This window comes from Bradyrhizobium sp. MI1.11, from assembly GCF_055811255.1.
Genome location: NZ_JBVVPM010000010.1, coordinates 156471 through 176171, shown reverse-complemented (window position 1 = coordinate 176171; position 19701 = coordinate 156471). Strand labels below are relative to the sequence as shown.

22 protein-coding genes are annotated in these 19701 nt (G+C 64.1%); all 22 read right to left on the bottom strand.

Annotated features, from left to right (window positions below; translation table 11 throughout):
- Positions 1-17: 17 nt before the first annotated feature.
- The 22 genes from AC0L30_RS13455 to fliN all read right to left on the bottom strand — a co-directional run bounded on the left by AC0L30_RS13455 (position 18) and on the right by fliN (position 19666).
- Positions 18-1265, bottom strand: a complete 1248-nt coding sequence (locus AC0L30_RS13455; protein ID WP_354201319.1) for a flagellar hook protein FlgE — start codon at positions 1263-1265, stop codon at positions 18-20.
- 95 nt (positions 1266-1360) lie between these two features.
- Complete coding sequence (locus AC0L30_RS13450; protein ID WP_219681273.1) at positions 1361-1942, bottom strand: transglycosylase SLT domain-containing protein; 582 nt, start codon at positions 1940-1942, stop codon at positions 1361-1363.
- Positions 1893-3224, bottom strand: a complete 1332-nt coding sequence (gene fliK, locus AC0L30_RS13445; RefSeq protein ID WP_473254999.1) for a flagellar hook-length control protein FliK — start codon at positions 3222-3224, stop codon at positions 1893-1895. The genes AC0L30_RS13450 and fliK overlap by 50 nt, the downstream gene beginning before the upstream one ends.
- On the bottom strand, positions 3221-4423 hold the full coding sequence (locus AC0L30_RS13440; protein ID WP_473404445.1) for a chemotaxis protein: 1203 nt from the start codon (positions 4421-4423) through the stop codon (positions 3221-3223). The genes fliK and AC0L30_RS13440 overlap by 4 nt, the downstream gene beginning before the upstream one ends.
- On the bottom strand, positions 4420-5769 hold the full coding sequence (locus AC0L30_RS13435) for a MotB family protein (protein WP_219681277.1): 1350 nt from the start codon (positions 5767-5769) through the stop codon (positions 4420-4422). Before AC0L30_RS13435 ends, AC0L30_RS13440 begins: the two co-directional genes overlap by 4 nt.
- Before the next feature lie 6 nt (positions 5770-5775).
- A complete protein-coding gene (locus AC0L30_RS13430) occupies positions 5776-6471 on the bottom strand; it encodes a hypothetical protein (RefSeq protein WP_354201317.1) in 696 nt (231 codons plus the stop codon).
- On the bottom strand, positions 6468-8099 hold the full coding sequence (fliF, locus tag AC0L30_RS13425; protein ID WP_007595874.1) for a flagellar basal-body MS-ring/collar protein FliF: 1632 nt from the start codon (positions 8097-8099) through the stop codon (positions 6468-6470). The genes AC0L30_RS13430 and fliF overlap by 4 nt, the downstream gene beginning before the upstream one ends.
- 304 nt (positions 8100-8403) lie before the next feature.
- A complete protein-coding gene (locus tag AC0L30_RS13420) occupies positions 8404-9315 on the bottom strand; it encodes a flagellin N-terminal helical domain-containing protein (RefSeq protein ID WP_007595875.1) in 912 nt (303 codons plus the stop codon).
- A gap of 267 nt (positions 9316-9582) precedes the next feature.
- Complete coding sequence (locus tag AC0L30_RS13415; protein ID WP_007595876.1) at positions 9583-10491, bottom strand: flagellin N-terminal helical domain-containing protein; 909 nt, start codon at positions 10489-10491, stop codon at positions 9583-9585.
- Between the two features lie 263 nt (positions 10492-10754).
- Positions 10755-11495, bottom strand: a complete 741-nt coding sequence (gene fliP, locus AC0L30_RS13410) for a flagellar type III secretion system pore protein FliP (protein WP_007595877.1) — start codon at positions 11493-11495, stop codon at positions 10755-10757.
- Positions 11492-11935, bottom strand: coding sequence for a flagellar basal body-associated FliL family protein (locus tag AC0L30_RS13405; protein ID WP_007595878.1), 444 nt, complete (start codon positions 11933-11935; stop codon positions 11492-11494). Before AC0L30_RS13405 ends, fliP begins: the two co-directional genes overlap by 4 nt.
- A gap of 42 nt (positions 11936-11977) precedes the next feature.
- Positions 11978-12673, bottom strand: a complete 696-nt coding sequence (flgH, locus tag AC0L30_RS13400) for a flagellar basal body L-ring protein FlgH (RefSeq protein ID WP_219681280.1) — start codon at positions 12671-12673, stop codon at positions 11978-11980.
- The gene (locus AC0L30_RS13395) at positions 12674-13432 is read right to left on the bottom strand and encodes a MotE family protein (RefSeq protein ID WP_354127234.1); all 759 of its coding nucleotides are present in this window, start codon (positions 13430-13432) and stop codon (positions 12674-12676) included.
- A 64-nt stretch (positions 13433-13496) separates the two neighbouring features.
- Entirely contained in the window at positions 13497-14627 is a 1131-nt protein-coding gene (flgI, locus tag AC0L30_RS13390; RefSeq protein ID WP_007595884.1) for a flagellar basal body P-ring protein FlgI, read from the bottom strand.
- The gene (gene flgA, locus AC0L30_RS13385) at positions 14624-15100 is read right to left on the bottom strand and encodes a flagellar basal body P-ring formation chaperone FlgA (RefSeq protein WP_354127233.1); all 477 of its coding nucleotides are present in this window, start codon (positions 15098-15100) and stop codon (positions 14624-14626) included. Before flgA ends, flgI begins: the two co-directional genes overlap by 4 nt.
- Positions 15101-15113: 13 nt before the next feature.
- Positions 15114-15902, bottom strand: coding sequence for a flagellar basal-body rod protein FlgG (flgG, locus tag AC0L30_RS13380; protein ID WP_007595892.1), 789 nt, complete (start codon positions 15900-15902; stop codon positions 15114-15116).
- A 15-nt stretch (positions 15903-15917) separates the two neighbouring features.
- Positions 15918-16247 carry a flagellar hook-basal body complex protein FliE gene (gene fliE, locus AC0L30_RS13375; RefSeq protein ID WP_219681287.1) on the bottom strand — a complete coding sequence of 110 codons (330 nt, stop codon included), beginning with the start codon at positions 16245-16247 and terminating at the stop codon, positions 15918-15920.
- Positions 16248-16249: 2 nt separating this feature from the next.
- Complete coding sequence (gene flgC, locus AC0L30_RS13370; protein ID WP_007595894.1) at positions 16250-16666, bottom strand: flagellar basal body rod protein FlgC; 417 nt, start codon at positions 16664-16666, stop codon at positions 16250-16252.
- A gap of 11 nt (positions 16667-16677) precedes the next feature.
- A complete protein-coding gene (gene flgB, locus AC0L30_RS13365; RefSeq protein ID WP_007595895.1) occupies positions 16678-17058 on the bottom strand; it encodes a flagellar basal body rod protein FlgB in 381 nt (126 codons plus the stop codon).
- 85 nt (positions 17059-17143) lie between these two features.
- The gene (gene flhB, locus AC0L30_RS13360; RefSeq protein WP_354127232.1) at positions 17144-18229 is read right to left on the bottom strand and encodes a flagellar biosynthesis protein FlhB; all 1086 of its coding nucleotides are present in this window, start codon (positions 18227-18229) and stop codon (positions 17144-17146) included.
- Between the two features lie 13 nt (positions 18230-18242).
- The gene (locus tag AC0L30_RS13355; protein WP_007595897.1) at positions 18243-19283 is read right to left on the bottom strand and encodes a flagellar motor switch protein FliG; all 1041 of its coding nucleotides are present in this window, start codon (positions 19281-19283) and stop codon (positions 18243-18245) included.
- A 2-nt stretch (positions 19284-19285) separates the two neighbouring features.
- Positions 19286-19666: a flagellar motor switch protein FliN gene (gene fliN, locus AC0L30_RS13350; RefSeq protein WP_007595899.1), complete on the bottom strand. Its 381-nt coding sequence runs from the start codon at positions 19664-19666 to the stop codon at positions 19286-19288.
- Between the last annotated feature and the right edge of the window lie 35 nt (positions 19667-19701).

Sequence of the window (19701 nt, the reverse complement as noted above, 5' to 3'; positions counted from 1 at the left end):
AACGAGCGCTGAGAGACTCAGCGCTTCAGGTTGACGACGACGTCCAGCAGATCGGCGCCGGTCTGGAATGATTTCGAATTCGCGGTGAAACCTCGCTGCGCCTCGATCATCGAGGTCAACTCGTCCGCGAGATCGACGTTGGAATCTTCCAGAGCACCGGACTGGATCGTGCCGAGCCCGCTCTTGCCAGACACATCGACCTGCACGTTTCCAGAATCCAGGTTCGGCGAATAGACGTTGCCGACTTCGGGCGTCAGATGGTCCGGGCTCGGAACGGTCGCGAGCGCGATCTGAAAGCTCGGCAGCGTGGTGCCGTTCTTGAGGACGGCGGTGACCACGCCCTTGCTGTCGATGTTCACCTTGTCCACCGCGGACGGAGCGTTGCCGTCGACCGTGGCCTTGAAGTCGAAGCTGGAAGCGACCTGGGTCATCGCCGAGAGGTCGATCGTGAGAGGGAAACTCGTCGAACCGCTGGGGACGGTCAGAGGCATCGTTTTTGTACTCGCCGCAGCGAGCGCACCCTTGCCGACGGCTGTGACGTCGAAAGTGAAAGTCGTAGCAGGACCCGGCGTCGAAATCATAGCTCCCGTCGGATCGTAAACCTCGATATCCCATGTATCGGCCGCTGTCTTTGCCGCATAGACGTTGAGAGTTATCGGGTTGCCGATGTTGTCGTAAGTCACCATTGACGTCTTCGACGTATAGTTGCCCGGACCTGCAGGCGTGGCCGGAAACGCGACGACCGCAGCACTGGGATCCAGGTTGGCAGCCACCGTCGCTTTGGTCGAAGCCGACGCCTGGAGCGCCATCTGGTTGACGTTGACGACCTGCAGGTTGCCGAAACCGTTGGCGACAGTATTGGGCACGGCTCCGTTCTGGATGTTGTAGCCCATCAGCTGGAAGCCGGCGGCGTTGACGAGATTGCCCGTACTGTCGGGCACGAACGCACCGGCGCGCGTCAGGAAGTTGTTGCCGTTCGGATCCTGCACCACGAAGAAGCCGTTGCCTTGAACCGCGAGATCCGTCGCCGAGGTCGTGAACTGGTAATTGCCGGCATCGGAGATCGCGTAACGCACCGTGGTCTCGACCGCGCCGGAATCGTAATTGCCCGAGCCGCTCTTCAGGATCAGCGAGGAAAACTCGGTCGAAGCCCGCTTGTAGCCGGTGGTGTTGACGTTCGCGATATTGTCCGAAACCGTCGACAGCTTGTTGGACTGCGCGCTCATCCCGGAAACGCCGGTGCGCATAACACCATACAGGCTCATGAATTAGGCTCCTTTGGTAGGTTGCAGTTACAATGGAGGCTGTTGCTTGCGCGGGGCTGATGATGGAGGCCAATGCACAACTTGGTGTCGGCCCTTCAGGTCGTCTTCGGCTGACAGAACGAGCGCGCCTTGTCGGTCCACGCGCCGAAGCCGCTCGAGACGAGATGCGCGACGATGTGGCAGACGTAGCGCTTCTGTGCCGGCTGGTTGTTGGGGCCTGCATTGTAGCGGGCGACAGCCATGGTCCAGCTGCCCTCGCGCTGCTTCAACTCCTTCAGGAAGCGCGCGGCGTAGTCGACATTCCCTGCGGGATCGAACATCGCCCGCACCGAGGCGAACTTGTCGCCGTGATAGTAATGGTTGATCTGCATGCAGCCGAGGTCGATCAGCTTGATCCCCTTGGCTCGCATGGCTTCAAAGTTGGCGATCGCGTCGTTCATGTCCTTGGCGAATACGGTCTGTCCTTCGGCGCCGAGCGCGTAAGGATAAAGTGCGCCGCGCCGCCCGGTCTCGGTCAAGCCGACCGCGTAGAGAATGCCGAGCGGGATTCCGTGCTGCTGGGACGCACGCGCCATCTCGCGCTCGCACGGGCGCGAATTGTCGGTTGCTGCAGCCGCAGCGCCGGCGTTACAGATAAACAGGGCCGCGACGAGTCTGCGGCGCCACGTCTTGGTCATGACGCGTCTCCTGGTTGGACTGGCGCTCCTGTCGGGCCTGCTTCGCGCCGCCGTCCGCTTGTCCCGACGAATTACTCGTACCGTCGAACGTGCCTTGCGACTGCGACGAGGGCTGTTGCTGGCCCGAAAGCTGCGGCTGCGACTGGCCGGAGCCGCTCTGGAAACCATCCAGCGAGCCGTGCTGGACGGGTGCAACATCGGCGACGTAGCCCGCCGACTGCATCAGGTCGCGGATCGAATCGCGCTGCTGGTCCAGCATCTGGCTCGTGTCCTTGCGCTCGGCGGCGAGGTGGACGGACACTTCGTTGCCGACGAGACGAAGGCGCACGGTGACATTGCCGAGCGCGGCCGGCTCGAGATTGATGGTCAGGATCTTGAGCGGCTGATCCGGCGCATTGGCTTGGGACGTGGTAAGATCTGGAGCTGCGGACGCCGTCGGTGCCGGAGCTTCTTTCAGCTCGGCGACGACAGCGTTGGCAACCTGCTGCGGAGCGTTGAACTGCGCCGGCGGCAGATGGGTCTCCTGCTGAACCACGGTGACCTTGGTCGTTCCGGGCAATGCATCCCGCGCCGAAGCCTTGGCGGCACGCTCGACATTGGCCGCGATGGCCTCGAAGCCGGGTGCCGTTGCCGTCGGCGGCACACTGCTTTCCGGCGATGACGCCTGGTCGGTAACTCCGGCGTGCGAAGTCGCGGCCTGCGAATGCGCGGCGGCTGGAGCCACCGGAGATGGGAGCTCGGCTGTCGCCTTCGACGTGCCCATGGCCTGAACGTCGCGCTTCGTCGTGGCAGACCGCTCGTCGCGCCCGGACGCACCCTTCTTGTCGCCGGCCGGTGCTTGCATCTGCGGCATCACGACCTGCGGCCCGGCGACGCTCTCCTGCCCGATGATCCCGGCAATGCTCGATCGGCCCTGGACGTCGGTGTGCTCGGTATGATCGAGAAGTCCATGTTTCCCGGAGGGTTTGTCGACCTTTTTGTCGGAAGATTTCTCGGTGAGATTCTCGCTGGATCCGGGCTCTTCCTCGTCGCTCGCGTTGTCCTTCCCGCTCTGGTGCGCCAGGCGCGTCCGCAGCGTTCCGGCTTTGACGGCCGTGTCGCTGCCCCCGTCGTTGAGCGCCCGCTTCGCGAGATTCGAGACGGTGTGCAGCAGATCGTTGAAGGACGAGTCCGCCGGCGCTTTCGCCCCGGCGCTCTTGCCGGAGCGCGATGTGCCCCGCATGTTGAGGCTTTCGGCGAGACCCGAAAAGACCTGTCCGGAGGTTCCACTGAGCTTCGTCATGGACGGCGATCCCTGGTGAGGAGTTCGAGCTCGCCGAGCTGCTTCTGCGCGCGAGCAAGCGTTGCGGTCGACGACGCGAGGTCGAGACGCGCCGGCGTGACCGGAGGCTTGTCGGCTGCGGCGGCGGATCCGCCAGCGAACGGCCTGCGAACGTCGAGTGCGAGCTGCACCGTTGCATTGAGAAAGGGAATGTCGCGCTCCGGCAGCTTCGACCGGTCGAGCGCCTTCAACTCGGCGAGACCGCCGTCATATTCGTCGGTGAGCGTCCGCGACAGGCCGCGGAACAAATGCGCCCGTTCGCGATCCGCCGAGGCATCGGCGCTGAGCGTTAGCGCGCGTTCGCCGGCAAGCCGGGTCACGGTCAGCCCTCCGCGCACCATCGCGGTGCGCGCGATCACGAGATAGAGCTTGAGGCGGCTCGCGCGGTCGATCTGCTCCAGCAAAGTGCTGATCCGCGCAAACCGACGCTCGTCGAGCGCGAGGCTCGACTGCGTCAGACCCGTGGAAAAACGCTGCCAGAAGTCCCCCGCATAGACCGAGTTGTGGTAGTGCCGGATATAAGCCAGCGCCAGGAACTCGAACTTGTCGAAATCCTCGGCTTGCCCGACCAGCAAGATCTCTCGCCGCAGGGCTGCCTCCTCCACCAATGTGCCCGGCAAGAGCAGGCGCGCGTCATCCAGACGCTCGATTGCAAGCGATGCCTCGGCGCGTGCGAACAGCGCGCCCTGGACCAGCGCGAGCTGTCCGCCCAGGCCCGACGGAATCGTCCGCGGCTTGACGTCCTTGAGCAGTTCGCGCGCTTCGTCCTGACGACCCTCGACATAGGCAAGCGCGCCATCGAACAGCCGTCCATCGACGTTCAGCTTGTCTCGCGGCAGCTTGCGGATGATTTGCGGTGCGCCGCCGCTGAGCAGATAGATGACGGCGGCCTGGCCGTTCTGCGAACTACTCCACACGCCCGGATCGGCGGCGAGAAATTTTTCGCCGATCTGCCGGATCAATGCGCCGTGGCTACCGTGTGCCGCACTATCGCCGTTGGCGATGCCGTCCTGCACGGTCTGCAACGCCCGAACGAGCTCATACGGCGCGCTCGATGTCGATGCCGCCGGGGCTGGCGTCGGTGCCGGCTCGGCGAATGCGCCTGCCGCCGTGAACGGCAGCAGCATCAGCAGCGCGGCGCGGAGAAGAGGCCAGATCAAGGACGCTTCTCCCGGACCATGATCTCGATCCGGCGATTCTGCGCAGCCGCGGGATCGTTTTGAAGCTTCGGCCGCCGATCGGCATAACCCTCGACATGCTCGATGCGCTGCGCATCGACGCCGGAGCGGACCAGCATGTAATAGGCCATCTGCGCACGGGCCGTCGACAGCCGCCAGTTGTCGTAGGTCTCCGAACGGTACGGCCGATTGTCGGTGTGGCCGCGGACTATGATCACGCCGGGACGCTTTGTCAGCAGCGGGCCGATTTTGTCGATCACACGGATGAGTTCGGGCCGCGGCTCAGCCGAGCCGACCGCGAACATGCCGAAGTTCGCATCGTCGGTTAGGCTGATCAGCAGGCCTTCCTCGACCTGACGCACCTCGGCCACCGGTCCCGCGCCGGCCTTGACGTCCGACAGCGCATCCGCGATCGCCGACTGAAGCTGTTTGACCGTTAATTGCTGGGCCTGAACCGCGTCGCGCGGCTCGGATTCCTTCGTCGCATCGTTGGGACGCGGCTGCGCGGCGGCATTGGCTTGATTACCAGCTTGGGCACCCGGCTGCGCGCTCCCTTCGCGTGAGAACAGCGACGACGCGGGCCCCGGCGGCAGCAGAGGCGACAGGCTTCCGGACGACGCGTCGCCGTTCGGAGCCACGCTTCCGCCGGCATCGTCCTGCCTGGCTCGGCGTGCCTGCGGCTCGCCCTGGCCTGTCCCGGACGCAGTGTCGCGCGTGGACGCATTCGACTTGAACTCGGGCTCTGGCTTGGGCTTGGGTTCGCCCTCGATGATGCGATCGGCATCCTTGGTCGCCTGCGGCGCAAGCTTCCAATAGCCGGGATCGAACGGATCTCGGTAGGCGTCGCCTCCCTTGAGGCCATCCTCTTCGGCGGACGTCAGGGCGCCGGCGCGCCGCTGGCCCGAGGCCTGGTTCGCACTGCTGGCGATCTCGGCGAGCGTCGTATAGGGATCGCGGAACAGGACCTTCTCCTCGTAGAAGGGCGGCTTCTCGGCCGTCGGAGAGTCACCGCGACGTTCCTCGCTCGGTCCTCCCGGCTGGCGCCTGCCGTCCTGGCCGTCGAACGACGACGGCTCCTTCTTGGAGAGATCCTTGAGTCCCTTCGGGGCAGGTGCGTTCTCCGCGAGCTTGATCGGATTGAAATAGCTCGCGACCACCTGCTTCTGATCCTGGTTGAGTGCATTGATCAGCCACATCACCAGGAAGAACGCCATCATCGCTGTCATGAAGTCCGCATAGGCGATCTTCCAGACGCCGCCGTGCGGTTTCTCGTCGTCGAAGGCGCTCCGCCGGCGGATGATGACGAGTTCTGACTTGACCTCATTCATGACGGACTACCGGCGCGCCTCTTTCAGGCGCTCGCTCCAGGCTGTGATCTGCGTCTCGATCACGGTCTGGTCGGCCACGACGCGAACCTCGAAAGTATCGGCGGCCTCATACTCGAAGCCGGTTCGCCGCGCCGTCCCGAGCTGCGTCCTCACCAGGTCGAGCAGTTCGCTCGGGCCGGTGACCTTGAACACCGGCACCGGCGAATTGCCGGTCAGCGCCGCAATCTGCTCGACCAGCGACCCGATCGCCTTGTCGCGGACCGCATCGGCGAGGAACGGCAGCAATATCCGCGCAACGGAGCTCGCGATGTTGGTCTCGATTTCGCGGCAAGCCGTCTCGAAGCCGCTGACGACCGCCACCGCCTGCTGGTCGGACCACTTGGCCCGCTCTTCGCCGAGCCGGATCGCGCTGCGAACTCTTTCCTCGGCGATCCTGGACTCGCCCTCCGCGACGCCGGCCGCATGCCCGCGCCGAAAGGCATCATCCAGGAGATTGGCCGCCGGGGCTTCCGCCTTCGGCGCCGGAGGCGGCGACTGAAGCTGCGGCTGCGAATGGGTCTGGGGCTGCGGCTGAGGCTCGCGCCGGGCTTCCTTCGGCCTCGTCAGCACATCCTGGATTTTGGGCGGCGGTGGAGGCGGAGGCGATTTGACCCGCCCGTTCGCGTCGAACTGCGTCAGGAGCTTTCCGATTGCCGCGTTCATGCCGCCTCCTCGCGTCGCATCCAGTCTTTAAGGATCGCTGCCGCCTGCATCTGATCGAGACGGACGATCTGCTCCAACCGCTTCTGCGGCGTTCGTTGCATCTTGCCTTCGAGGTCTTCGACCAGGTTGAGCTCGCTCTCCTCGCTGTCTGCCAATGCAAGGGCGCCGGCGGCCGCCTCGAGCTGGGCAGCTTCCGCGGCCTCGGTCTGCTCCTGCGCCGCACGATGGGTCAAAATGCCGTTGACTGCAGGACGAAGTCCGAACCACACCAGCATCGAAGCGACGGCCAGGATCGTGACCGCGTTGATGACGCTGCCGAGCTGCTTGTTGATCATCTCGACGAAGCTGATGGGCGGCACCGGCGCCAGTTCGCGCGAGCCTTCGATGAAATCGACGGCCGTCACCTGGATCTGGTCGCCGCGCGCCTTGTCCAGCCCGCCGGCCGTGGCCGCGAGTTGGCTGATCTCGGCGAGCTTGCTGTCGACGATGGCCTGGTTGCTCTTGTCGCCGAGGTCGGCAATGAGCCGTCCACGGTTCACCAGCACGGCAATGAACAGCTTCTTCACCGAATAGCCGTCGCTCACCGTCGTCGTGGTCTTGGACGAGACCTCGAAATTGGTGACGTCCTCGCGGCGAGTCTTGTCCTCGCTGGAATTCTTGGTGCCGCCGGCGTTCACCTGCTGGTCGGGAAGATTCTGCTGCACCGTGGTCGGCTGCGAACGATCCGCGTTCTGTGACTTCTCGTTCTCGCGGACATTCCGGACCGAGCGCTCGGCGCGGCTTTCGGGATCGTAGACGGTTTCGTTGATCTGCCGCTTGTCGGTGGAGAGCTGCGATGCAACGCTCACTTCGAAATTGTCGAGGCCAAGATACGGCGTCAGCGCCTTGCGGATGTTCTCCTGCACCATCCCGCCGACCGTCTTCTGCAGGCTCGCCATCTTGGTCGGAGCAGCAGTCGCCTCGTCCTCTTCGGCAAGCAGCATCGAACCGTCGGCGTCCAGCACCGTGACCTTGTCGCGAGTCATGCCCGGAATGGCCGCCGCGACGAGATGACGGATCGACTGCGCCGTGCGTGCCTCGATCGCGCCGTCGGTGCGCAGCACGACCGATGCCGAAGGCGGCTGCTGCGTCGCGCGGAACGACCCCCGCACCGGCATCACGATATGCACCCGCGCCGCCTTCACGCCCTTCATCAACTGCACCGTGCGGGCGATTTCGCCTTCCAGCGCCCGGAGCTTGGTGACCTCCTGCATGAACGAGGTCAAACCCAGCGACCCGATCTTGTCGAACAGCTCGTAGCCGGAATTTGCGCTGGTCGGCAGCCCCTTCTCGGCGAGCAGCATCCGCGCTTGCATGGTCTGGCTCGGACGCACCGAGACCGCGTCGCCGGCGGTGTTGACGTCGAAGGTAATGTTTTGCTCGCGCAGCGCGGCACCCATGCGCGTCACGTCTTCGCGGGAAAGGCCCGTATAGAGCGTTTCGAATTCAGGCCGGCTCAGATAATAGGCGCCGCCCACGACGGTGACGAGAACGGCGAAACCGATCAATCCCAAGGCCATCAGGCGTCGCGGCCCAAGCTCCAGCAGATTGTTGAGCAGTTGCTGTATCTGCGCACGACTGAACAGCATGTGACCTCATACCAATGCGAACGTAGAGGACACTCTGCTGCCAACCTTGTCTGAAGGTTGCGCGAGACCACGAATGTGTCGGTTCGCAGGCGAGGCGTTGCAATTTTACAAGAGACTGAGTGACGCAATCGCGCGCGTCGGCAACAAGCGGACGGCCGGTCGCATCGCGGTGCGATCGGCGACGGCGTGTTGCCTGGAAGGTGGCGTCAGGAGGTCGATGTGAGCACGTCGTGTGCCGTCAGATCCGCCGTTCATGGCGGAGACCGTGCTCCCTGAGGAGCACGGTCGTTTTCGAAGCCGCGGCCTAGCGGAACAGCGACAGGATGCTCTGGCTGTTCTGGTTCGCGATCGAGAGCGCCTGAACGCCGAGCTGCTGCTGGGTCTGGAGCGCCTGAAGCCGGGTCGATTCCGCGTTCATGTCGGCGTCGACGAGCTGGCCGACACCGCGGTCCACGGAGTCCATCAGGGTCTTGACGAACTCAGTGTTGGTCGCGAGGCGGTTCTTGACGGCACCGAGATTGGCGGCGGCCGAGGCCACCGAGTTGATGCCGGCGGTGACCTGCGCGATGTAGCCGTCGAGCGTGGTCTGGTCAGCTGCCGAGTCGGTCAGCACGGAGATGCTCATCGTGTCGATCGACGGAGAGGTCGAACCGGCCGTGTCCAGAATGCCGCCCTGCGCCGAGGTGTAGAGCGAGTAGTTGGCGGTGGTCACGGTGATGGAGCCGATGGTGGGCGTACCGCCGACGCGCGAGTACGACGACACCAGGTTGAAGGTCGTCGGCGTCGTGGCGGTCGTGCTCAGCCAGTTGATGCCGTTGAAGGTCGCCGAGTTGGCCTTGAGCTTCATATCCTGCTGGATCTGGGTGATGTCAGCCTGGATCTTGGTACGGTCGATACCAGCGGTCTTGGCTTCGACCAGCAGCGCCTGGAGCTTGGTCAGGCCGGAGTCCTTGTCGCCGATGACCGAGGTCAGAGCAGTATATTCCGTGTCGACGGTCGCAGCCGACAGACCGAGCGAGTCGGAAACCGCGGAAAGCGCTGCGTTGTCGGAGCGCATCGACGTCGCGATCGACCAATAGGCGGCGTTGTCTGAGGCGGTCGAAACACGCATACCGGTTGAGATCCGGTTCTGCGTCGTCGCGAGCTGCGAGCTGACGTTGCGAAGGGTCTGCAGCGCGGTCATTGCAGACGAGTTGGTGAGGAGGCTAGAACCCATTTTGATGTCCCTTTGGAGATTGGATTGAGCTGGGGACATACCGGACTTGCACCGGTACGGCAGGGCGGCATCATGCCTTTGGGCTGCGCAAAAGCGTCAAGGCCCAACCTGTCGTAACGGCGACGATAGCCCGCGAAGCTTGTGCGGGGCTTGTGGCCCTGTGTCTTGACCGCAACAGGGCAGCCGAAATTACGGCGCGCGACGTCACGGCCAAGCGAAAGGGCCGCGCGTCGCGAGAAGCGCGGCCCGCCCCGGATGGTTCGAGGTTTAGCGGAACAGCGACAGGATGCTCTGGCTGCTGTTATTGGCGATCGAGAGCGCCTGCACGCCAAGCTGCTGCTGGACCTGGAGGGCCGACAGCCGGGTGGACTCCTGGTTCATGTCGGCGTCGACGAGCTGACCGATACCGCGGTCCACCGAGTCCATCAGCGACTTCACGAAGTCCGTGTTGGTCGAGAGGCGGTTCTTGACGGCACCGAGATTGGCGGCGGCCGAGGCAACCGAGTTGATGCCAGCGGTGACCTGCGCGATGTAGCCATCGAGCGTGGTCTGGTCAGCTGCCGAGTCGGTCAGCGCGGAGATGCTCATCGTGTCGATCGACGGAGCGGTCGAACCAGCCGTGTCCAGAATGCCGCCCTGCGCCGAGGTGTAGAGCGAGTAGTTGGCGGTCGTCACGGTGATGGAGCCGATGGTGGGCGTGCCGCCGATACGCGAATACGATGACACGAGGCTGAAGGTCGTCGGCGTCGTGGCGGTCGTGCTCAGCCAGTTGATGCCGTTGAAGGTCGCCGCACTGGCTGTCGCCTTCATCTGCTGCTGGATCTGGGTGACGTCGGCCTGGATCTTGCTGCGGTCGATACCGGCGGTCTTGGCTTCGACCAGCAGGGACTGGAGCTTGGTCAGCCCGGAGTCCTTGTCGCCGATGACCGTGGTCAGAGCGGTATATTCGGTGTCGACGGTCGCGGCCGACAGACCAAGCGAGTCGGAGACCGCCGAGAGCGCGGCGTTGTCGGCGCGCATAGACGTCGCGATCGACCAATAGGCAGCGTTGTCCGAGGCGGTCGAGACGCGCTGGCCGGTGGAGATGCGGGTCTGCGTGGTGGAGAGCTGCGAGCTCACAGACCGCAAGGTCTGGAGTGCGGTCATGGCGGTCGAGTTCGTAAGCAGGCTTGACATTGCGAATGTCCCTTTATGTACGCGTTACATTTTCACGAGGGGACATACCGGGCTTTCACCGGTACGGAGGGGCGGCATCATGCCTTTGGACTGATATGGGTGGGTCCAACCCGCCGTGCCGCATTGCTAACACGCCGAATCTTGCGCGTAGATTAAGATCGGCTTGAATTACGCTGTAAAATCAGATGGTTAACAGTACCTATTGCTAACCATAGGGCGGTACTTCTCGCTAACCATAACCATCCCTCTGGCGCTCGTTGCCGTTACGAGAACGACCGCACCAGCCCGGAGGCGAGCAGGTTCCAGCCGTCGATCAGCACGAAGAACAGCATCTTGAACGGAAGTGCGAGGATCGTCGGCGGCATCATCATCATGCCCATCGACATGGTCAGCGTCGCCACGATCATGTCGATGACGAGAAACGGCAGGATGATGAGAAATCCGATCTCGAACGAACGCCTGAGCTCGGAAATCATGAAGGCCGGAATGATGACGCGCATGTCGACGCGCTTGTCGTCGAACTTCCTGCGGAAGCTCTCCGCGGCCAGCGATTCGAACGTCTGCAGATCCTTGTCGCGAACATGGGCCAGCATGAATTCGCGGAACGGATCGGTGATCTTCAGATAGGCCTCTTCCTCCGATATCTCGTTCTTCATCAGCGGCTGGATGCCGGTTTCCCAGGCGCGGTCGAAGGTCGGCGCCATCACGTAGAAGGTCATGAACAGCGCGAGGCTGATCAGCACCAGATTTGCCGGCGTGGTCTGGAGGCCGAGACCGGCCCGCAGGAACGACAGCGCCACCGCAAATCGCGTGAAGCTCGTCACCATGATGAGCAGTCCCGGCGCCACGGACAGCACCGTGATCACCGCCATCAGCTGGATGATCCGGCCGCTGGTCGAGCCGTTGCCCGGCGGCAGCAGCGAATTGAGGTCCGGAATCTGGGCCAGTGCCACTTCGGGCAGCACGACCAGGAGCAACGCAAGCAGCAGGACTCTCAGTTTCACTGAATCACCAACGTCTCAATGATCAATTCGCGGATCTTGCCCGAGGAGCGGATATTGGCGCGTTCGGTCAGGTCGTCGCGCAGGTGCTGAAGCCCGCGCGATCCCTCGAACTGCGCCACCGTCGCCGACCGCAGATAGGTGACGATGTCCTCGCTGACATGGGCCGCCAGGATGCCGGCATCCTCGTCGCTCATGCTCTCGGTCACCATGGAGGCTTCGATGCGGGCCCAGTTGTTGGCCGGCGCGCCAAGATTGGTCACGATCGGGGACAGCTTCCTGAGCCGCGCGCTGCCGGCGTAGCTCGAGGCAAGAGGCGGCGGCGTGGCGGTTTTCTTCGCATCGGCGACGCGCTCGGCGGCCGCAAACAGATGCAGGCCGGCGAGCGCGCCCGCACCGATCGCGATCAGGGTCAACACCAGGATGGCTGCAATCAGGCGCATGACGTCCCCTGCCCCCGCGACGCGGCCCGACGGTCGCGCATCTCAGAACGGTGCCACGGCGTCATAGATCCGGTGCCCCCATCCAGGCTGCTGCACGTCAGAGAGATTTCCGCGACCGCCATAGGCCACGCGTGCCTCGGCGATCTTCTCGTAGGAGATCGTGTTGGTTCTCGAGATATCACGTGGACGCACGATGCCGCCGACGTTGAGCACGCGCATTTCCGTGTTGACCTTGAATTCCTGCGAGCCGCTGATCATCATATTGCCGTTCGGCAGCACGTCGGTGACGATGGCCGCGATCGACAGCTTGATATCCTCTGTGCGGTCGATCTGGCCGTTGCCCTTGATTTGGGTGTTGGTGTTGAGGTTGGCGCTCGTCGAGCCCTTGTCTTGCCATCCCGCAACGTCCATCAGCCAGTCGAGCCCGAACTTGATCTGCGAATCTCGCGAGCGGCCGGTCTTGTTGTCCAGCTTGGCCTTGTCCTGCATCGAGATGATCACCGTCACGACGTCGCCAACGCGCCGGGCGCGGGGATCGCGGTAGAGGTCGGTGCCATCGTCCCAGGTCGAGCGATAGCTGACGGGCGAGTGCATACGGGGCGTCACGGGAATCGGATCGGCCTGCGTCCTCAGCCCGCTCCCGACCGGCGACAATCGCGGGCCAGTCAGGACCTCGGCCGGATCAGTGACGCATCCGGCAAGCGAGAACAGCGACAGGATGAGGATCAGGTTCTTCATCTATTTGGTCTTTCCGTCGTCCACGCGACGCATTCCGCCGAGCAGATCGGCGAGGTGCGCCGCGCGCCCCGTCTCCATCTCGTTGAAGATTGCGCTCGAGCTCCTCGGGCTGAGCTTTGCGAGCACGGCCGCAGCCGTCTCGTCTGCCATTCCGGCGATCTGGGTTGCGGCGGCATCCGGCTTCATGCGCGAGTAGATCTCGACGACGCTCGCTTCGGCCTTCTTCAGGAAGTCGTCGCGCAATGCCATCCACTTCTCATATTCCGCGCGCTTGGCCTCGACCTCGGCGATCCGCTCGCGAAGCTGGTTCTCGGCCTTTTCCAGCTCCTTGAGCTGCCAAGCCAGCCTTGCATCGACGGCGGGGTCGGCGACATTGCTGCAGAACAGGGCGACTTCGTTGTCCGCGGTTGCAGCGGCCTGGGGCGGTACCGGCTTCGGCGGCGCCGTGACGCTGCCGGGCTTGGCCGGTCGCGGCGCGGCTGTGGCTGCCGGCGCGGGCTTCTCGGAGGCCGGCACGGCACCCGTGGTCGCGGGTCCCGAATCTTCGGCTGCCCACGCCGTCGCTCGCATCGATGCATTGTCGCTCGGGATCGACGAGATCGGCTTCTGCGGGCCAGGCGCGCGGGCGCGTGCGAAGGACAGCAGGTTGAGCGGCTTCGACGGCTTGGCCTCATCCAGCGCCAGAACGGGCGAAGCGCTCGCGAGCGCGGAGGCCGCGACCAAGAGGAGGAGTTTGGCTTTATGATCCAGCTTCAACATCGGCCCGCGTACGATTCTCGGTCGAGAGAGCATTGAGCGACCAAGCTTGCACGGCGCTTACGCGTCATTGCACGATGACATCCGCCTGGAGGGCGCCGGCCGTCTTGATCGCCTGGAGGATCGCGATGATGCCGGATGGTTTCAGGCCGATCTGGTTCAGGCCGCGCACCAGGCGCTGGAGATCGACGCCGCTCAGGATCGCCACCTGCGATCCGGCTTCGTTGGCCTCGACCACGGTCTGGGGCACGACCACCGTCTGCCCTTTCGAGAAGGGCGCCGGTTGCGACACCACGGGAAGCTCGGTGACGCGGACCGTCAGATTGCCGTGCGTCACGGCAACGGTCGATATCCGTACGTCGCGTCCGATCACCACGGTGCCGGTACGTTCGTTGATCACGACCCGCGCCGGCGTGTCCGGCTCTACGGTCAGCTCGCCGATTTCGGCGAGGAAGCGGACCGGTCCGATATGGCGCGGCTTCGACAGCACGATGGTGCGGTAGTCGCGCTCGAAGGCGATCTGCGCGCGGTAGCGTCCGCCCGCGTAGCGATTGATGGCGTCGAGGATTCGCGTTGCGGTGACGAAGTCGGGGTTCTTGAGCTCCAGCACAAGATACTCCATTTCGTGGAGGCTACCCTGCACCTCGCGCTCGACCAGCGCGCCGTTCGGAATGCGGCCCGCGGTCGGCGTGCCCTGGCTGACGTTCTGGGCCTGACCGCCCACGCTGTAACCGGCGACCGTGACCGCGCCTTGCGCCACCGCGTAGACCGCACCGTCCGCCGCGCGCAGCGACGTCATCACCAGGGTGCCGCCGAGCAGCGAGGTCGCATCGCCGAGCGACGACACGGTCACGTCCATGCGCTCGCCCGCACCGATCGAGGGCTGCAGGTCCGCGGTCACCATCACGGCCGCGACATTGCGCGTGCGCAGCGTCGTCGGACGCGGCGGATTGTTGGTGCTCGTGGTCTCGTTCCGGACATTGATGCCCATGTTCTCGAGCATCGATTGCAGGGACTGCTCCGTGAACGGCGCATTGCGGAGCGTGTCGCCGGTGCCGTTCAGGCCGATGACGAGGCCGTAGCCGACGATCTGGTTTTCGCGCAATCCCTTGATGTCCGCGATGTCCTTGATGCGGACGGCGGCCTGGGCGCTGGCGGCGGAAACGAGCAGGACGAGCGCAAGCAGGACTCTGGTCATGACCCGTCCACGACCTTGACGGTGCCGTCCGGCTGGACGACGCCCCTGATGATCACGCCCGTATCGGTATTTCGTATCGGGATGAGCGCGCCGGGCGCACCCGACTGCATCGCTGCGCCGTAGGTCACGATCGACAGGCCGCTGTCTTCGACCACGACCTTGACCATCGCGCCGCGGGCGACCGTCCAGGGATCCTCCACCGAGTTGGTCGGGATCGGCTGGCCGGGGAGCAGCGCGCGACGCGCCATACGGCCGACCAGGACCTGGCGTCCTTCGATGAACATGGCCACGCCGAGCACGTTCGGCGCGAAGGCACGCTCGGTAATCATGTCGTCACGGATCAGCTCGCCGGCGCGGATCGAGACGGCCGGCACGGGAAGCCGCTTCTCCTCGGCCGCGGCGGGACGCGCCGAGACGAGAACCAGCAGCACGGCGGCCAACCCGCGTATGATCGAGCCCATCCTGTTCAACATGGATACACCGGAACTAGCGCATGCCCTTCGAGACCGTCTGGGCCATTTCATCCGAGGCCTGGATGACCTTGGCATTCATTTCGTAGGCACGCTGGGCAGAGATCAACTCGGTGATTTCCTTGACCGGGTCGACGTTCGAGGCTTCGAGATATTGCTGGTTGATCTTGCCGTAGCCGGAATCGCCGGGCAGCCCGACGACCGGCGTGCCGGACGCCGTGGTTTCGCGATAGAGATTGCTGCCCAGCGGTTCGAGGCCGGCCTCGTTGGCGAAATTGGCGAGGTTGAGCTGGCCGATCTGCCTCGGGTTCACTTCCGTATCCAGCTTGGCAAACACCTGTCCGGTCTGGTTGACCGTGACCTGGACCGTTCCCTGCGGCACCGTGATGGCGGGATCCAGCAGATAGCCGTCGGTCGTGACGAGCTGGCTGTTGGCATTGGTGTTGAACGAGCCGGCACGGGTATACTGCACCTCGTTGTTCGGGCCGAGCACCTGAAACCAGCCGCGGCCGTTGATCGCCATGTCGTAGGGATTGCCGGTCTGCGTGAGCGCGCCCTGGATGTGCAGCTTGCGGATTGCCGCCGATTTGACGCCGAGCCCAAGATTGGCGCCTTCCGGAATCGGCGAGGAGCCGCTGGTGTTGGCAACGCCCTGCATGCGGTCCATCTGGTAGAACAGATCGGTGAACTCGGCACGCGCCCGCTTGTACGACGTCGAGTTGATGTTGGCGATGTTGTTCGCGATGACTTCGATGTTGGTCTGTTGGGCGTTCATGCCCGTGGCCGCGATAGCAAGCGATTTCACAGCGTCACTCCTTGATCAGATCGACATCCGAACGACTTCTTGATAGGCCTGCACGACCTTGTCGCGAACTGCGACCGCCGTCTGCAAGGCCTGCTCGGCCGACATCAGTGCCTCCACGACGCGCCGCGTCGATTCCTTGCCCTGCATCGCCGAGATCGAGGCCGCCTCGCCCGCCTTCAGCGTCCCGATCGCGTCCGTCGTCACCTGCTTCATGACCGATTCGAATCCGACGTCGCCGCCGGACTGGATCGCGGGCGTGGCCGCCGGCGAGATGGCCTGCGTCTCGGTCGCGCGGCTTGCCGCCTGCGCAGTTGAGATCGCAGTCGATGAAATCGCTTCAAGCATTGTCAGCTCCTCAGCAGGTCGATGGTCATGCCCAGCATCGACCTCACCTGTTTCACGACCTGGAGATTGGCTTCATAGGAGCGGTTGACTTCCCGCATGTCCGCCATCTCGATCATCATGTTGACGTTCGGCAGCTTGACGTAGCCGGCCTTGTCGGCAGCGGGATGCCCCGGCTCGTACTCCACGCGGTACGGCGTGGTGTCGACGCCGATTTCCTTGACCTTCGCCAGCTGCGCGCCCGAGGCGCGGTCCATCGCTGCATCGAAGGTGATCGTCTTGCGTTGATAGGGATCGGCGCCGGCGGCACGCCCCGTCGACGTCGCGTTGGCGAGGTTCTCCGAGACGATGCGCATGCGCGTCGACTGCGCTTCGAGCCCGGAGCTCGCGACCGTCAACGAGGATTGCAGTGAGTCCAGCATGTCAGTTCACCTCAGGTCTTCGCGCTCGACAGCAGCATGCGGTGAAACGACCGCACGATAGCCGAGTTCATCGAGTAGTCGCGACTGACGTCGCTGCCCTTGATCATTTCCTGCTCGAGACTGACGGAATTGCCGGAGTGAACCACGTCCCAGCTGTCCTTCTTCGCGGTCGCCCGCGTGTCGCTCTCGCCTGGGGAGAGCTGCAGGTGCGACGGCGACGTGGTCGCCAGTCTCACTGGCATGCCGTCGAGCACCTTGTTGAAGGGTTCGACGTCGCGCGCCTTGAAGCCCGGCGTGTTGGCGTTGGCGACGTTGGTGGCGATCGTCGATTGGCGGAGCTCGAGGTATCGCGCCTGCGACGATGCGAGTTCGAAGAGATAGAGCGGTCCCACGGCAGCACCATTCTGGTTCAGACGGTGTAACCTTAGGGTCGCAAGCTTTCGTCAGGCTGATGGAACAGACGCCGTCCTCGGAATTCTACTGGACCTTCTCGGATCGCGGCGTCTGCTTGGACTGCAGGAAGTAGATGATCTCGGCGACCGGCCGGAAGAACTCCGCCGGAATCACCTGGTCGACCTGAACCGCCTCGTAGAGCGCGCGCGCCAGCGCCTTGTTCTCGATCACCGGAATTCGGTTCTGCTCGGCGACTTCGCGGATCTTCAGCGCAATCACGTCCATGCCCTTCGCCACGACGATCGGGGCCGGATTTTCTTCGCGATTGTAGCGCAGCGCGATCGCGAAGTGCGTCGGGTTCGCGATCACCAACGTCGCGCGCGATGCGGAGGCGATCATGCGCTGGCGCGAGCGGTCGCGCGCCAGCGAGCGCAGGCGCGCCTTGATCAGCGGATCGCCTTCGGCCTGCTTGTGCTCGTCCTTGATCTCCTGCCGCGTCATGCGCAGCTCGCGCCGCCAGTGGAAGCGCGCCCAGGCGAGATCGACCGCGACCAGGACGATGGTCGCGATGCAGATCGCCGAGACGATTCGCATGGCGATATTGAGAATCATCTCCGGCAGCGCGACCGGATCAGTGTACATCGCCTCGAACGCCTTCGCTTCCGACGAGCGCAGAACGAACACGACGACGATAGTCACCGCGGCGAGCTTGAACAGCGACTTGGCGAACTCGACAAGGCCCTGCGATCCAAACAGCCGGCTCCAGCCGCTGAGCGGCGAGATTCGCGATAGATCCGGCGTGATGCGCTGGAGCACCAGGCTGGGAGCATTTTGCAACAGCGAGGCTGCCAGCCCGAACGCCGACAGAGTGACAACTAGCGGCACCAGGAATCGCAATGCCTGAAGGCCTACCACGGTGAGAAGATTGAGGGCGTCGGCCCCGGTGCTGAGAGGGAAGCCGTCGGGATCGTCGAGAAAGCCCGTCAGCATCGGCGTCAATTGCTGCACGCCCTGACCGATCAGAAACATCTGGATCACCATCAGAGCCGCCATCGACGCGAAGATGGAAGCCTCCCGAGAGACCGGGATTTTGCCCTGTTCGAGCGCATCGCGGACTTTCTTCTCGGTCGGCTCTTCTGTCTTGCTCTCCTGATCGGTTGTTTCTGCCATGCCGGTTCAGCGGTCAGCGGAAGACCAGCTCATCCTCCTGCTCGGGGTTGAGCTCGATTTCGCCCTTTTCCGCGAGGTCGAGCGCGAGGTCGGTGATCACGCGCCGCGCCTCCAGCACGTCGCGCTGGTTCGACGGTTCGCCAATGGCGAGTTCGTGCTCGACAACCCGGCGGACGCGCGAGGCGACCGAGGACAGGATCATCTCGCGGAAGTGCTTGTCGGTGCCCTTCAGCGCGATGACGATGCGATCGGTCGGCACCTGGTCGAAGATCATGGTGCGCGCCTTCGGCGTCAGGTTGGTCACGTCGTCGAAGGTGAAGAGCAGCTCCTTCAGCACTTCGGCCGACTTCGGCCGCTTCTCCGACAGGCTCTTGAGCATGTCCTCGATGTGTCCGCGCTCCATCTTGTTGATGATGTCGGCGACGCGGGCATAAGTGTCCGCGCCGAGGTTGCGGGCGAAGTTCAGCGTCAAATCCTCATGCAGCGTCTTCTCGAGGACCCTCAGGGCGTCGTCGACGATCGGCTTGAGGCTGAGCACGCGCCGCATCAGCTCGTTGCGCAGGCTCGACGGCAGCTGGCTCATGACCTTGGCGGCGCAGGACGGCTTGACCTTGGACAGGATGAGCGCCGCGGTCTGCGGATGCTCCTTGGACAGGTAGCTTGCCAGCGAGTTTTCCGACACCGACGAGACGCGGTCCCACACGGACCGGCTCGAATTGCCGAGCAGGTCCGACATGATGGCCGAGACCTGGTCGGCCGGAAGCACGTCGCCGAGCACGGCTTCCAGGCCGCCGAGGGTGCCGAGAATGTTGGCGCCCATCGAGAATTGCTGGGCGAACTCCTCGACGATCGCTTCGAGTTCCTGCGCCGTGATCGGCCGCAGCTCGGCCGCGGCCTTTGTAACGGTGCGGATATCCTGCGGCTCGAACTGCGCGAGCACGCTCGCGGCCGCCTGCCGGCCCATGGCGAGCAGGAGTGCCGCGACCTTCTCCGTCCCGCCCAGCGTGGCAACGCCTCGCTGCTTGATGGGAGCCATGCCGACCTGTGCCGCCATGGTCAGGTATCACCCTGTCCCAACGGCCCGACAATTTCGGTGAGCGAGACGCCGAAGCGGGAATTGTCTTCTTCGACCACGACCACCTCGCCGCGGGCGACGACGCGGCCGTTGACGACGACGTCGACAGGTTCGCCGACCCGATGGTCGAGCGGAACCACCGCGCCGCGGCCGAGCTTCATCAGATTTGCCACCGGAATGGTGGCCGATCCCAGCACCACCTGCATGGTCACGGGAATGCGCAGAATGGCATCGACATTGGCGAACTTGCCGGTCTCCTCCGCAGTGCGCGCGGCGATCTCCGCCAGCCGCTCCAGCGGAGATGTCTCGGTATGCCCCTCGTCGGACGCCGATGCTGACTCATAATCGAAGGATTGCGCCATCTGGTATCGCCTCTTGGTATTTCCACTCCCGGAGC

Coding starts and splice junctions, on each gene's coding strand:
- AC0L30_RS13355 (WP_007595897.1), bottom strand. CDS start 19,283: ATGGCGGCACAGGTCGGCATGGCTCCCATCAAGCAGCGAGGCGTTGCC.
- AC0L30_RS13405 (WP_007595878.1), bottom strand. CDS start 11,935: ATGCGCCTGATTGCAGCCATCCTGGTGTTGACCCTGATCGCGATCGGT.
- flgA (WP_354127233.1), bottom strand. CDS start 15,100: ATGTTGAACAGGATGGGCTCGATCATACGCGGGTTGGCCGCCGTGCTG.
- AC0L30_RS13435 (WP_219681277.1), bottom strand. CDS start 5,769: ATGAATGAGGTCAAGTCAGAACTCGTCATCATCCGCCGGCGGAGCGCC.
- AC0L30_RS13450 (WP_219681273.1), bottom strand. CDS start 1,942: ATGACCAAGACGTGGCGCCGCAGACTCGTCGCGGCCCTGTTTATCTGT.
- AC0L30_RS13430 (WP_354201317.1), bottom strand. CDS start 6,471: ATGAACGCGGCAATCGGAAAGCTCCTGACGCAGTTCGACGCGAACGGG.
- flgH (WP_219681280.1), bottom strand. CDS start 12,673: ATGAAGAACCTGATCCTCATCCTGTCGCTGTTCTCGCTTGCCGGATGC.
- AC0L30_RS13395 (WP_354127234.1), bottom strand. CDS start 13,432: ATGTTGAAGCTGGATCATAAAGCCAAACTCCTCCTCTTGGTCGCGGCC.
- fliF (WP_007595874.1), bottom strand. CDS start 8,099: ATGCTGTTCAGTCGTGCGCAGATACAGCAACTGCTCAACAATCTGCTG.
- flhB (WP_354127232.1), bottom strand. CDS start 18,229: ATGGCAGAAACAACCGATCAGGAGAGCAAGACAGAAGAGCCGACCGAG.
- AC0L30_RS13420 (WP_007595875.1), bottom strand. CDS start 9,315: ATGGGTTCTAGCCTCCTCACCAACTCGTCTGCAATGACCGCGCTGCAG.
- flgC (WP_007595894.1), bottom strand. CDS start 16,666: ATGCTGGACTCACTGCAATCCTCGTTGACGGTCGCGAGCTCCGGGCTC.
- AC0L30_RS13415 (WP_007595876.1), bottom strand. CDS start 10,491: ATGTCAAGCCTGCTTACGAACTCGACCGCCATGACCGCACTCCAGACC.
- fliN (WP_007595899.1), bottom strand. CDS start 19,666: ATGGCGCAATCCTTCGATTATGAGTCAGCATCGGCGTCCGACGAGGGG.
- flgI (WP_007595884.1), bottom strand. CDS start 14,627: ATGACCAGAGTCCTGCTTGCGCTCGTCCTGCTCGTTTCCGCCGCCAGC.
- fliE (WP_219681287.1), bottom strand. CDS start 16,247: ATGCTTGAAGCGATTTCATCGACTGCGATCTCAACTGCGCAGGCGGCA.
- AC0L30_RS13455 (WP_354201319.1), bottom strand. CDS start 1,265: ATGAGCCTGTATGGTGTTATGCGCACCGGCGTTTCCGGGATGAGCGCG.
- fliK (WP_473254999.1), bottom strand. CDS start 3,224: ATGACGAAGCTCAGTGGAACCTCCGGACAGGTCTTTTCGGGTCTCGCC.